Annotated in this window: 9 protein-coding genes and 2 pseudogenes; 8 read left to right on the top strand and 3 right to left on the bottom strand. The window is 64.3% G+C overall.

Translation table 11 applies throughout. The annotated features are described in order from the left end of the window. The first annotated feature begins 3 nt into the window (after nt 1-3). The 6 genes from panD to ABZ677_RS02680 all read left to right on the top strand — a co-directional run bounded on the left by panD (nt 4) and on the right by ABZ677_RS02680 (nt 6,778). Nucleotides 4-435, top strand: a complete 432-nt coding sequence (gene panD / locus ABZ677_RS02705) for an aspartate 1-decarboxylase (protein ID WP_032380718.1) — start codon at nt 4-6, stop codon at nt 433-435. 4 nt (nt 436-439) lie between these two features. Continuing rightward, nucleotides 440-1,240 (top strand): type III pantothenate kinase, encoded by an 801-nt coding sequence (locus ABZ677_RS02700; RefSeq protein ID WP_358366419.1) that lies wholly within the window; start codon nt 440-442, stop codon nt 1,238-1,240. A 159-nt stretch (nt 1,241-1,399) separates the two neighbouring features. After that, entirely contained in the window at nt 1,400-1,969 is a 570-nt protein-coding gene (locus ABZ677_RS02695) for a cysteine dioxygenase family protein (RefSeq protein ID WP_082323837.1), read from the top strand. Nucleotides 1,970-1,980: 11 nt separating this feature from the next. Beyond that, nucleotides 1,981-2,403, top strand: a complete 423-nt coding sequence (locus ABZ677_RS02690; RefSeq protein WP_037195570.1) for a rhodanese-like domain-containing protein — start codon at nt 1,981-1,983, stop codon at nt 2,401-2,403. 36 nt (nt 2,404-2,439) lie between these two features. After that, nucleotides 2,440-3,963: a lysine--tRNA ligase gene (gene lysS, locus ABZ677_RS02685; RefSeq protein ID WP_037195025.1), complete on the top strand. Its 1,524-nt coding sequence runs from the start codon at nt 2,440-2,442 to the stop codon at nt 3,961-3,963. Nucleotides 3,964-4,237: 274 nt separating this feature from the next. Next, a complete protein-coding gene (locus ABZ677_RS02680; protein WP_094632504.1) occupies nt 4,238-6,778 on the top strand; it encodes an ATP-dependent Clp protease ATP-binding subunit in 2,541 nt (846 codons plus the stop codon). A 164-nt stretch (nt 6,779-6,942) separates the two neighbouring features. On the opposite strand, the gene ABZ677_RS02675 is transcribed toward ABZ677_RS02680, so the two are convergent. The 3 genes and pseudogenes from ABZ677_RS02675 to ABZ677_RS02665 form a co-directional block, all read right to left on the bottom strand. Beyond that, a complete protein-coding gene (locus ABZ677_RS02675) occupies nt 6,943-8,268 on the bottom strand; it encodes a serine hydrolase domain-containing protein (RefSeq protein ID WP_358366418.1) in 1,326 nt (441 codons plus the stop codon). A 108-nt stretch (nt 8,269-8,376) separates the two neighbouring features. Then, nucleotides 8,377-8,733, bottom strand: a pseudogene (locus ABZ677_RS02670) (lipase family protein); the annotation flags it as partial. 127 nt (nt 8,734-8,860) lie between these two features. Beyond that, nucleotides 8,861-9,247 (bottom strand): annotated as a pseudogene (locus ABZ677_RS02665) (alpha/beta fold hydrolase); the annotation flags it as partial. Nucleotides 9,248-9,696: 449 nt separating this feature from the next. Between ABZ677_RS02665 and ABZ677_RS02660 the strand changes: the two are divergent. Both ABZ677_RS02660 and ABZ677_RS02655 read left to right on the top strand, forming a co-directional pair. Further along, nucleotides 9,697-10,134 carry an OsmC family protein gene (locus ABZ677_RS02660; RefSeq protein ID WP_037195028.1) on the top strand — a complete coding sequence of 146 codons (438 nt, stop codon included), beginning with the start codon at nt 9,697-9,699 and terminating at the stop codon, nt 10,132-10,134. Between the two features lie 175 nt (nt 10,135-10,309). Then, nucleotides 10,310-12,592 (top strand): bifunctional diguanylate cyclase/phosphodiesterase, encoded by a 2,283-nt coding sequence (locus ABZ677_RS02655; protein WP_358366417.1) that lies wholly within the window; start codon nt 10,310-10,312, stop codon nt 12,590-12,592. Nucleotides 12,593-12,595 lie beyond the last annotated feature (3 nt).

Genomic DNA, 12,595 nt, shown 5'->3' with positions numbered 1-12,595 from the left:
ACGATGTTTCGTACCATGATGAAGTCCAAGATCCATCGCGCCACCGTGACGCATGCAGACCTGCACTACGTGGGCTCGGTGACTGTCGATCAGGATCTGATGGAGGCGGCCGATCTGCTCGAAGGCGAGCAGGTCACCATCGTCGACATCGACAACGGCGCTCGGCTCGAAACGTACGTGATCACCGGTGAGCGCGGCAGCGGTGTCATCGGAATCAACGGAGCTGCAGCGCATCTGGTGAACCCGGGCGACCTGGTCATCCTGATCGCCTACGGGGTGATGAACGAGCAGGAGGTTGCCGACTACGCGCCGCGGGTGGTGTTCGTCGACGAGAAGAACCGTCCGGTCGAGTTGGGCAGCGACCCGGCTCATGCGCCTGCGGGCTCGGGTCTGATCACTCCGCGCGATCTGCGGGCCGATTCCGTGCTGGTCTGATTCGATGCTCCTCGCGATCGATGTGCGCAACACCAGCACCGTGGTCGGTCTGTTCACCGGCACCGGTGATCACTCGAAACTGCTGCGCGATTGGCGAATTCGGACGGACCCGCATGTGACGGCCGACGAGTTGGCTCTGATGTTGCGCGGTCTGCTGGGTGAGGACTCCGAACGGATCACCGGAGTCACTGCGCTGTCGACCGTGCCGTCCGTGCTGCGGGAGATGCGGACGATGCTCGCGCGCTACTGGGATCACGTGGTGCACGTGATGGTGGAACCCGGTGTGCGCACCGGAGTGCCGTTGCTGGTCGACAATCCCAAAGAGGTCGGAGCGGACCGTATCGTCAATACCCTTGCCGCACACGACTTGTACGGGTCGGCGTGCATCGTGGTCGACTTCGGAACCACCACCTGCGTCGACGTCGTCTCGGCCAAGGGCGAATTCCTCGGCGGTGCCATCGCCCCAGGACTCGAGATGTCGGCGTCGGCCATGTCGACTCGCACTGCCACGCTGCGCGAGGTGGAGATGATCCGGCCTCGTTCGGTGTTGGGCAAGAACACTGTCGAATGCATCCAGTCGGGCACCATCTTCGGTTTCGCCGGTCTGGTGGACGGCCTGGTCGGGCGAATTCGACGGGAGGTTCCCGAGCTGACCGGAACGGATGTCGCCATCATCGGGACCGGCGACATCGCTGCGCTGATCCTGCCGGAATCGACGACCATCGAGCACCACGAACCGGATCTGACGCTCGAGGGTCTCCGTCTGGTCTACGAACGTAACATGGCAAAACGGCGTCCGCGCTGAATGTTTGAGCGGCGGCCACGCTGAATGTTTCGGATCAGCGCTGGCGGATCCGGCGTTCGTGTGTCAGAATCGTCGGCGTGATGACGTGCATGGCCACCCAGGAGTGTTGTCGAGGCTGAACCCTGCCTCGTTCGTAACACACCCCTGGAGTAGAGCTTCATGCTTTCCACACCTGTATTTTCTGCACCCTCCCGTACCCGGTTGTCGTCGCGTTCGGTCTCGACGTTGCCGACGCGGCTGCGTCCTCCCGACCTGCTGCGCATCACCGACCAGGGCGCATCCGACGTCCTCGAGGGCCGCTTCGATCACCTGCTTCCCGACGGTGGCCGCTGGCCGACGGACGAGCGCTGGGCCGTCCGTCTGCATTCCGACGACGACCTCGACGTCTGGTTGATCAGCTGGGTTCCCGATCGGTCCACCGAACTTCACGATCACGCGGGGTCGCTCGGTGCGCTGACCGTGCTCAGTGGCTCGCTCCTCGAATATCGTTGGGCTGGAACGGGACTGAGGCAGCGTCACCTCGACGCCGGTGATCAGGCGTCGTTCCCGCTCGGGTGGGTGCACGACGTGATGCACGATCCGGCGTCGGACACGACGGGTCCCACTCTCAGCGTGCACGCCTACTCGCCGCCGCTGACGGCGATGTCCTACTACGAAGTGACCGAACGGTCCACGCTGCGTCGTACCCGTAGCGAGCTCACCGACGAACCCGAGAAGGCCACACTGTGACCATCCAGACCATGACCATTGTCGACATGCTCGAATCCGCGCGCGAGACCATCGATCGCATGACCGTCTTCGAACTGCGAGACGCCGTCGAGCGAGGTGCCGTCGTCATCGACATCCGCCCCCAGGCGCAGCGAGCAGTCGAGGGAACGCTGCCCGGCGCACTCGCCATCGAACGCAACGTCCTCGAATGGCGTCTGGACCCGACGAGCGATGCGCGCCTGGCGATCGCCGTCGACCACGACGTGGAGTGGATCGTCATCTGCTCCGAGGGCTACACCTCCTCGCTCGCCGCCGCGTCGCTGCAACAGCTCGGTTTGCACAAGTCCACCGACCTGGTCGGCGGCTACCAGGCGCTGAAGTCGGCTGGACTGCTCGGGGTACTCACGCAGGCCAAGCACTGCGTCCGTGAGGCCGAGGCCGTCGCTGCGCACTGATCGTCCTCACTCGCTCGGACTGTAAAGTGTGTGCGCGTGACTGACACAGCTTCTCCCCAGCAGGCCGACGACACCCCGGAGCAACTACGGATTCGTCGTGCCAAGCGCGCCGCGCTGCTCGAGCGCGGGGTCGAGGCATATCCGGTGTCCGTCCCGCGGACCCATTCGCTGCTCGAGATCCGCACCGAGTTCCCCGAACTCGAACCCGATACGACCACCGGCCTGATCGTCGGAGTCGTCGGCCGCATCATCTTCGTCCGCAACACCGGCAAGCTGTGCTTCGCCACCTTGCAAGAGGGTGACGGCACCCAGCTGCAGGCGATGATCAGCCTGGCGGGTGTCGGCGAGGACGCTCTCGCGGAATGGAAGTCCGACGTCGATCTCGGCGACTTCGTGTTCGTGCACGGCGAGGTCATCAGCTCCCGACGCGGCGAGCTGTCCGTCATGGCCGACGCCTGGCAGATCGCGTCGAAGTCGCTGCGGCCCCTGCCCGTCGCGCACAAGGAACTGAACGAAGAGACGCGAATCCGGCAGCGCTACCTGGATCTGATCACCAACCCGACCTCGCGTGAGACCGCCCGCAAGCGCATCGCCGTCGTCCGGGAACTGCGTAACGCACTCGAGCGTCGAGGATTTCTCGAGGTCGAGACGCCGATGCTGCAGACGCTGCACGGCGGCGCGGCTGCTCGCCCGTTCGTCACCCACTCGAACGCGATGGACACCGATCTGTACCTCCGCATCGCGCCGGAGCTGTTCCTCAAGCGTTGCGTCGTCGGCGGCATAGAGAAGGTCTTCGAGATCAACCGCAACTTCCGCAACGAGGGTGCCGACTCCTCGCACTCGCCGGAATTCGCGATGCTCGAGACGTACGAGGCGTACGGCACGTACGACGATTCGGCGAAGATGACGCGTGAACTGGTCCAGGAAGTGGCCATGGCCGCCCTCGGATCCACGGTCGTGACGCTTCCCGACGGCACCACCTACGACCTCGGCGGCGAATGGACGACCCTCGAGATGTACCCGTCGCTGTCGGAATCGCTCGGATTCGACGTCACGCCCGACACCACCGTCGACGAGCTCCTGGCGATCGCCGACAAGGTGGGCGTCGAGGTTCCGCGCAAGGACGGCGTCCCGATCTACGGTCACGGCAAGCTCGTCGAAGAGCTGTGGGAACACCAGGTGGGCGACGCGTTGACCGAACCCACGTTCGTCCGCGACTTCCCGGTCGAGACGTCTCCGTTGACGCGTCAGCACCGCAGCAAGCCGGGCGTCACCGAGAAGTGGGATCTGTACGTCCGTGGGTTCGAGCTGGCCACCGGCTACTCCGAGCTGGTCGACCCGATCATTCAGCGCGAGCGTTTCGAGGACCAGGCGCGCCAAGCCGCTGCCGGCGACGACGAGGCGATGGTGCTCGACGAGGACTTCCTCGCCGCGATGGAACAGGGCATGCCGCCGACCACCGGAACCGGCATGGGCATCGACCGTTTGTTGATGGCGCTGACCGGGTTGGGCATCCGCGAAACGATCCTGTTTCCCATCGTCAAGCCGTCCCAGGCCTGATCGGACGGTGAACGGCTGTTCGCCAGCAGCGGACAGTGAACGGGAAACGTTTTGCATAGTGCCTGCGTTATGAACAGTAAGCAGGCAAGGCAGTCCGTATGTGCGGGCGGTTGCGCAGCATTTCAGGGGTGGAGGGTCGGCGTTCGTAACGTCGGCCAACTACAGTGAGAACCAGTCTTACCTTCAAATGCACAAGCGACCTCAGCGTATGGACACTGCGGCGCTAGAAGAACTGGTGGGCGAGCTACCACCCACCAAGAAGTGAGGGAGAGCGATGTTCGAGAGGTTCACCGATCGCGCGCGGCGTGTTGTCGTCCTGGCTCAAGAAGAAGCCCGGATGCTCAACCACAACTACATCGGCACGGAGCACATTCTGCTCGGCCTCATCCACGAGGGCGAAGGCGTCGCAGCCAAGTCTCTCGAGTCGCTGGGCATCTCCCTCGAAGGAGTACGCAGCCAGGTCGAGGAGATCATCGGCCAGGGTCAGCAGGCTCCGTCCGGTCACATCCCGTTCACCCCGCGCGCCAAGAAAGTACTCGAGCTCAGCCTGCGTGAAGCACTGCAGCTCGGCCACAACTACATCGGCACCGAGCACATTCTGCTGGGACTGATCCGCGAAGGCGAAGGCGTCGCAGCTCAGGTTCTGGTCAAGCTCGGAGCCGACCTCAATCGCGTGCGCCAGCAGGTCATCCAGCTGCTGTCGGGCTACCAGGGCAAGGAACCGTCCGAGAGCGGCAGCAGCCGCGGCGAGGCGGGCACCCCGTCGACGTCACTGGTTCTCGACCAGTTCGGACGCAACCTCACCCAGGCCGCACTCGAAGGCAAGCTCGACCCGGTCATCGGTCGCGCGAAGGAAATCGAGCGCGTCATGCAGGTGCTCTCGCGTCGTACCAAGAACAACCCTGTTCTGATCGGCGAGCCCGGTGTCGGTAAGACCGCAGTCGTCGAAGGCCTGGCTCAGGCCATCGTCAACGGCGAGGTCCCCGAGACCCTCAAGGACAAGCAGCTCTACACCCTCGACCTCGGCTCGCTCGTGGCCGGCAGCCGTTACCGCGGTGACTTCGAGGAGCGCCTGAAGAAGGTGCTCAAGGAGATCAACACCCGCGGCGACATCATCCTGTTCATCGACGAGCTGCACACGCTCGTCGGCGCAGGTGCCGCAGAAGGTGCCATCGACGCAGCGTCGATCCTCAAGCCGAAGCTGGCTCGTGGCGAACTGCAGACCATCGGTGCCACCACCCTCGACGAGTACCGCAAGTACATCGAGAAGGACGCGGCCCTCGAGCGTCGTTTCCAGCCCGTCCAGGTCGGCGAGCCGACCGTCGAGCACACCATCGAGATCCTCAAGGGTCTGCGCGATCGCTACGAGGCACACCACCGCGTCTCGATCACCGACGGTGCCCTCGTCGCGGCTGCCACCCTGGCCGACCGGTACATCAACGATCGGTTCCTGCCCGACAAGGCAATCGACCTCATCGACGAGGCGGGCGCGCGGATGCGCATCCGCCGGATGACCGCGCCGCCGGACCTGCGCGAGTTCGACGACAAGATCGCCGACGCGCGCCGGGAGAAGGAATCGGCCATCGACGCACAGGACTTCGAGAAGGCTGCGAACCTGCGCGACAAGGAGAAGACCCTCGTCGGTCAGCGTGCCGAGCGTGAGAAGCAGTGGCGCTCCGGCGATCTCGACGTCATCGCCGAGGTGGACGACGAGCAGATCGCCGAGGTTCTGGGCAACTGGACCGGCATCCCCGTCTTCAAGCTCACCGAGGAAGAGACCACTCGTCTGCTCCGTATGGAGGACGAGCTGCACAAGCGGATCATCGGTCAGGTCGAGGCAGTCAAGGCCGTCTCGAAGGCGATCCGTCGTACCCGTGCAGGGCTGAAGGACCCGAAGCGTCCGTCGGGCTCGTTCATCTTCGCCGGCCCGTCCGGTGTCGGTAAGACCGAGCTGTCGAAGGCGCTCGCGAACTTCCTCTTCGGCGAGGACGACGCACTGATCCAGATCGACATGGGCGAGTTCCACGACCGCTTCACCGCGTCGCGCCTGTTCGGTGCTCCTCCCGGATACGTCGGCTACGAAGAGGGCGGCCAGCTCACCGAGAAGGTCCGCCGCAAGCCGTTCTCCGTCGTGCTGTTCGACGAGATCGAGAAGGCCCACCAGGAGATCTACAACACGCTCCTGCAGGTCCTCGAAGACGGCCGTCTCACCGACGGCCAGGGACGCACGGTCGACTTCAAGAACACCGTGCTGATCTTCACCTCGAACCTCGGTACCTCGGACATCTCGAAGGCAGTCGGCCTCGGCTTCTCCTCGGGTGAAGGCACCGGATCGAACTACGAGCGGATGAAGCTCAAGGTCAACGACGAGCTGAAGAAGCACTTCCGCCCCGAGTTCCTGAACCGTATCGACGACATCGTCGTGTTCCACCAGCTCACCAAGGACGAGATCATCCAGATGGTCGATCTCATGCTCAACCGAGTCGAAGGTGCGCTCAAGAACAAGGACATGGCGATCGAGGTCACCGAGAAGGCGAAGTCGTTGCTCGCCAAGCGCGGATTCGACCCCGTCCTGGGTGCGCGGCCACTGCGTCGCACCATCCAGCGCGAGATCGAGGACCAGTTGTCGGAGAAGATCCTCTTCGGCGAGATCGAAGCCGGCCAGATCATCCTGGTCGACGTCGAGAACTGGGACGGCGAAGGCGCAGGCGAGGACGCGAAGTTCACCTTCCGCGGCGAGAAGAAGGCCATCATCGTCCCCGACGAGGTCCCGGTCGATCTGGCCAAGGCCGCCGGAGACAGCGACAGCGAGTAAGTTTCACAGCTCCACACAACGGGCGATCCTCTTCGGAGGGTCGCCCGTTGTCGTATGTCCGCCCGCCCCTCCCGTTCGCGTCAATGGACCCTTGCACCGCCCAGACGTATGCAAGGGTCCATTCACGCAGGTAGCCGTCGGGCGTGAATGGACCGTTGCAACGGTCAGACGTGTGTAGTGGTCCATTGACGCAGGGCCCGAGCACCGAGGGCAACGGCGATGAGGGCAAGTTCAGCGAGCAGAATCCAGAACAGCAGCGCGATGTCAGGAGCCCAGCGGGCCAGGGTCGAGATCGGCGCACCGGCGAGCATCGGCATTCCGAAGTACAGCACTCCTCCGGCAATGGCTGCCATCAGGATGTGCACAGGTGTCCATCGGCTCGGGGGAGTCTTGATGCGAAACATGATTCGGCCCGCGCACAGTGCTAGCAACACCGCAAGTGCGCTCGACGCGATCAGCGCGATCTCGTACATGCCGAGGCCGGTGGTGCGAGGTTCGTCGATGCCGAGTCGGGCGAGCACGAGGGAGCGGGCCGCGGAGGCGAGCTTGTCGGCTTCGAGTTCGCCGTATCTGTTGGTCGCGAAGACCACGGCCAGGTGTCGTTCCGGAACGAGTGCAACGTGAGTGAAGTAGCCCAGTACCGCCCCGGAATGCCAGCGCATCTCGGTGCCGTCGGGCAGCGTTTCGATGTACCAGCCGTAGCCGTAGGCCGCGGCCGAACCCGTCGGCACCGTATCGGGACTGTTCGACGCCGGAGCGGTCAGTTGCCTGGATGCATAGCGTGAGAGTTCGTCGATGGAGCCGCTCAGGTAGCCGTAACCCATTCCTGCGGAGTCGATTCCGATATCGATGCTGCGGGGAAAGGTGAAGAACGGCACGTGGCCGGGCGCGACGGTGCCTGCGGTGTGCACTCCGGTCTCGCGGGCCACGACGTCGGCGAAGGGCTCGGTGGTGACCTTCTCGACGATCGCCTGCAGCAGTAGATAATTCAGGCTCGAGTAGCGGAAGGTGCCGCGGTCGGTGACGGTGACGTCCAGGGTGGGGACGACGTCGAGCGCTCGCGCCGTACGCCCCCATGCATCCAGTTCGGTGACGTCGTGGGGGAGACCGCTGGTGTGGTGGATCAGGTTCTCGATCGTGACATCGTCGGGAACGATCGAATCACTCTCCGGCAGAATCGAATTGACGGTCTGATTCAGGGCGAGATCTCCATGTTCGGCGAGTGAGTACACCGTCGCCGCCGTCACCGATTTGGATACCGAACCCCATACGAACGGCGTACTCTCGTCGACCGCCGCACCGTCTCCGTCCAGCCCGTACTCGACGTTCTCCAACACCTCGTGCTTGGACACGACACGGAACGCGACCCCCGGCAGTCCCAGTCCTTCGGCGACAACTTCGATGTCCGACGCCATGCCGGGGTCCGGTGAGGTGGGGGAACCTGCGGTCAGCACTGCTACGACGGTGAGCAGAGCGTGGGCGATGCGCATGGATGGAGTGAACCAACCTCATCGGGGGCGACGCCTCGGTGAACACCCTGATTTCACACCTGAGATCAGCTGCGCCTATCGGGTCGTTCCTGCAGGCTCCACTCCTGCCTATCGGGTCGTTCCTGCAGGCTCCACTCCTGCGTCAACCAGCCCGGCGATCCAGGGCAGGACATCTTGATAAGCCGCCAAAGCCCCGGGTAGGTGGTTCGCGCCCTCGACCGGGATGGCCGGGAGGTCGTATTCGCGGTAGGTGATGTCTGCGCCCAGGTCTTGCCAGCGCTCGAGCAGGGTGCGGCTCTGCTCGATGGGTACGGTGTCGTCCTCGACTGCGTGCGACAGGTACACCGGCATGGCGGGGGCGATGCGCCCCACGGTGTTCGTATCGGTGATGTCGGACAGAACCGGGTTGCTCAATTGCTCGGTGAGTGGTCGGCCGTCGCGGGTCAGTTCGGCCGTTCGCACTGTCGCGGTGGCCGCGGAGTCGGTGGTGCACCAGTTCTGAGCGGCGTCGAGCGGCGACGCCGTCGGAGTCGAAGAGGTCGCGGATACTCGCTGCTCGTTCCGGGTAGGCGTTGATCATCCCGTCGACGGCGAAGAGCACGGCGCTGCCGAGACCGGTGTTGTCGAGTGTGTCGATGTTGAGCGTCGGATCTGCCGGTGGCGCACCGACATACGCTCCTCGAATGTTCAGCTCCGGGGCGTAGGTGGCGGCGAGTTCGGCGGCGGATGCGGACGCGAACCCGCCTTCGGAGTAGCCGAACAGCACCACCGGCGTGGTGGGTTCGACGTCTGCGGTTCTGGCGGCGTCGAGCAGGGCTCGGCCCGAGGCGATCCGGTTCAGGTACGTGTGCCCGCCGGGGGTGCCCAGTCCCTGGTAATCGGTTGCGACGACGCGATACCCGGCCAGCAGCAGCGGCAGGATGGCCGGGGACGAGCCGACCGTGCCGAGAACGGCCGATCCGGCGCATCGGTCCGCCATGCCGGAAGTGCCGGGCGCGTAGGCGATCACCGGCCGGGGGCCTGGTCCGGTCCACGGAGCCGTGGGGGTCATGGTGTAGCCGGATACGACCGTGGGTCGATCGTGCGTGTCGGTGGACCGGTAGAGAATGCGTTCGATGTCGAATCCGAGTCCGAACCCCTTGGGCGAGTTGACGGGCAGACTTCGGACCACCTCGCCGAGCGGCGCAGTGCCGAGCGTCGCCACCGGCTCGTCATAGAAGTCCGTCAGGGGACCGGCCCCGGCGATCGGCGTCGAACATCCCACGATCGACAGGATCGCGATTGCCGCGATCGTTGCTGCGCGCGCGACGCTTCTCGTTTGTTGCACCCTTCGTGTCGACATCGTCGCACTCGGTAGCCCGCTCACGCTGCTGACGTTAGCCTGAGAATTGGGCCTGCACAGGGTCGACTACGAAAGGATTCGGTTCGATGCCAACTCGTACTTCACGCACAGCTTGGAATGGAACTCTGGAACAAGGTTCCGGCCAGGTAGAGCTGTCCAGTTCAGGCGCAGCGACTTTCGATGTGTCGTTTCCCAAGCGCGCCGCCGAGAAAGCCGACGGCACCACCAGTCCCGAGGAATTGATCGCCGCGGCTCATTCGAGTTGCTACGCGATGCAGCTGTCGGCGTTGATTGCCGAGGCAGGCGGTACCCCGCAGAGCCTCGAAGTCACTGCCGATGTTTCGCTCGGTCCCGACGAGCCCGGCTTCAAGCTCACCGGCATCAAACTCACGGTGCGAGGCGAGGTCGAGGGTCTCGACGCAGACGGCTTCGCGAAAGCTGCCCAGGCAGCAAAAGAGACATGTCCCGTCAGCAAGGCACTCACCGGAGTCGACATCACGTTGGACGCGGCCCTCGAAGGTTGAACGGACAAATCACCCGATGTGAGACTGGCGAACAATCGCCAGGTTTGAAATAGTTCGTTACTTGACCCATCTGCAGGGTGATTCGGTAACGAATCGAGGTCAAACGTCGGGTTCGATCGGCTGATGCGTACGTTCGGGGTATGCACCGACCGGCCTAGGAAGGATCAGCCCCACTATGTTGTGGACGCGCTTCCTGGGCCTCGGTGTACTCGCCGTCGTGGCGTACGCGATCGCCCCGCGCGGAATACCCCAAGGTGCGATATACGCAATCGTGCTTCTGGCCACAGTTGCTGCGTTCGGGTATCGCTACTTTCGGGAACCCGGGCCGGACAAGCGGACATGGAAGCACATGGCCGTCGGCGTCGGCTCCTGGGGCATCGGCGACGCGCTGATCGCGACGGTGCAGGCCGGCGGTGGACAAGTGTCGACGTTCTCCTCGTCCGACATCTTCTATCTGCTCGGCTATCTGGTGATCGCCGTGGGTTTCGCCCGAGCCGCGGACGAGAACGGGCTCGTGTTCGGGATCGAAGAGCTACTCGAATGCCTGGTGGTTGCCGTCGGTTTCGGCCTCGCCACATGGGTGTTCGTGATCTCCGACGATGCGGCGTGGTCGTTCTCGTCGGCCATCGAACTGTGGCCGGCGACGGTCTATCTCACCATCGATGCATTTCTGCTGACGCTCGTCGGCAGTCTGTACCTGCTGACCCGGTCGACCACGGTGCCGTTTCTGGCGGCCGCGGCCGGCGTCGTGTTCCTCGTCTCGGCCGACTTCGCGTCCTATGCCGCGGTCAACGCCTCCGAGCTCTACCGTTCGACTCTCCTGAACACGCTGTGGCTGGCAGCCTATGTGTGTTTCGGAGTGATCGCGCTTCATGTTCCCGAGCAGGCCGTGTCGCGGATCGACCGGTCCAGCCCTTTCAGATTCGGGCGCGCGAGATTCCTCGGACTCACGCTCGCGGTCGCCGTGACACCCCTCGCGATGGCCGTTCAGCTGGCCCGCGGAATACCCGTGCAACAGTGGGGTTGGGTGATCGTGGTGTCCTCGGCACTGGTCATCGCCCTCGTCGGGTGCCGCATGGCGTGCTTCCTGAACACGCTGCGGCTGCAGACCGCGGTACTCGAGGACGTGGCTCGGACGGACGCTGTCACCGGACTGGCCAGCCGCCGACTGCTCCGAGAGCGGCTGGACACGATGCTCGCCACCCGCGGTGATTCGGACGTCTTCACGCTCGTGGTGGATATCGATCGCTTCGCCCAGATCAACGAGACCTTCGGGTACAGCGTCGGAGACAGTGTGCTGCGCGAGATCGGTCATCGCCTCGTCGCATCGGTGCGATCCGACGACCTCGTCGGTCGGCTCGGTGGGGACCAGTTCGTCGTTGCCATGCGCAGGCGGCCGGCTCGGATCGACGTATCGGACACCGCCGAGCGGCTCCAGTTCGCAGTCAGCAGAACGATGTTCGTGCACGACATCAACGTGGCGCTCGACGCGGCCGTCGGAATCGCGTCGACCGAGGTTCCGACGGCGAGTCAGGTCGACGGTGAGGCGATGCTTCAGCGTGCCCACGTGGCGTTGACGGCCGCGAAGGCCGGCCACACCCGCGTCGGTCGTTACGAACCCGACATGGATCGCGACCGCCACGATCAGATGCGGTTGTTGGGGGAACTCGACACGGCCATTCGTGACCACCAGCTTCGAGTGTTCTTCCAGCCGTGCCTGGACCTGGAATCCGGCAGTGTCGATCGCGTCGAGGCGTTGCTGCGGTGGCAGCATCCACGTGAAGGTCTGATCGGACCGTCGATGTTCCTGCCCGACGCAGAGCGCACCGGCATGTTGCCCGCCATCACCGCGCTCGTGCTGGACGAGGCGTTGGCGCAGTGCAGTGCGCTGCGCCGCCGCGGTGTCAATCTGTCTGTCTCGGTGAATCTTTCGGTCCGAAATCTGCTCGACGAGACGCTCACCGAACAGGTGGTGGCCGCGCTGGCGAAATATTCGGTTCCCGCGCATGCCTTGGAATTCGAGGTCACCGAGACGACGGCGATGACCGATCCGGTGCGTTCGGTGAACGCGTTGACGTCCCTGCGTGGCCTCGGCGTCACCATCGCGATCGACGACTACGGCACCGGCTACAGCTCGTTGGCCTACCTGCAGACACTGCCGGTGCAGACGCTCAAGATCGACCGCTCGTTCGTGTCGAAGATGAACACCGACGAAACCGACGCGTCGATCGTGCGATCCACCATCGACCTCGCTCGAAGCCTCGGGGTGCGGGTGATGGCAGAGGGGGTCGAGGACGCGGGCACGTTGGATGCACTCCGAGAGTTGGGCTGCGACGGTGCCCAGGGTTACTTCCTCGGGAAGCCGATGTCCGCTGAGTTCCTCGTCGACGCTGTGGCGAAACTGGATTCGGAGATGCCGACGAAACTCGAATGGGAGCTCGCCCGCGAACGCATCTGAGCG

It is taken from the genome of Rhodococcus sp. NPDC006774 (genome assembly GCF_040636045.1).
In the GTDB taxonomy this organism is placed as follows: Bacteria; Actinomycetota; Actinomycetes; order Mycobacteriales; family Mycobacteriaceae; genus Rhodococcoides.
This window is presented reverse-complemented; position numbering and strand designations above follow the sequence as displayed.

Excerpts from the sequence above, each read along its gene's own strand:
- ABZ677_RS02675 (WP_358366418.1), bottom strand. The coding sequence starts at position 8,268 with ATGCGCATCGCCCACGCTCTGCTCACCGTCGTAGCAGTGCTGACCGCA.
- panD (WP_032380718.1), top strand. The coding sequence starts at position 4 with ATGTTTCGTACCATGATGAAGTCCAAGATCCATCGCGCCACCGTGACG.
- ABZ677_RS02660 (WP_037195028.1), top strand. The coding sequence starts at position 9,697 with ATGCCAACTCGTACTTCACGCACAGCTTGGAATGGAACTCTGGAACAA.
- ABZ677_RS02695 (WP_082323837.1), top strand. The coding sequence starts at position 1,400 with ATGCTTTCCACACCTGTATTTTCTGCACCCTCCCGTACCCGGTTGTCG.
- ABZ677_RS02680 (WP_094632504.1), top strand. The coding sequence starts at position 4,238 with ATGTTCGAGAGGTTCACCGATCGCGCGCGGCGTGTTGTCGTCCTGGCT.
- ABZ677_RS02690 (WP_037195570.1), top strand. The coding sequence starts at position 1,981 with ATGACCATTGTCGACATGCTCGAATCCGCGCGCGAGACCATCGATCGC.
- ABZ677_RS02700 (WP_358366419.1), top strand. The coding sequence starts at position 440 with ATGCTCCTCGCGATCGATGTGCGCAACACCAGCACCGTGGTCGGTCTG.
- ABZ677_RS02655 (WP_358366417.1), top strand. The coding sequence starts at position 10,310 with ATGTTGTGGACGCGCTTCCTGGGCCTCGGTGTACTCGCCGTCGTGGCG.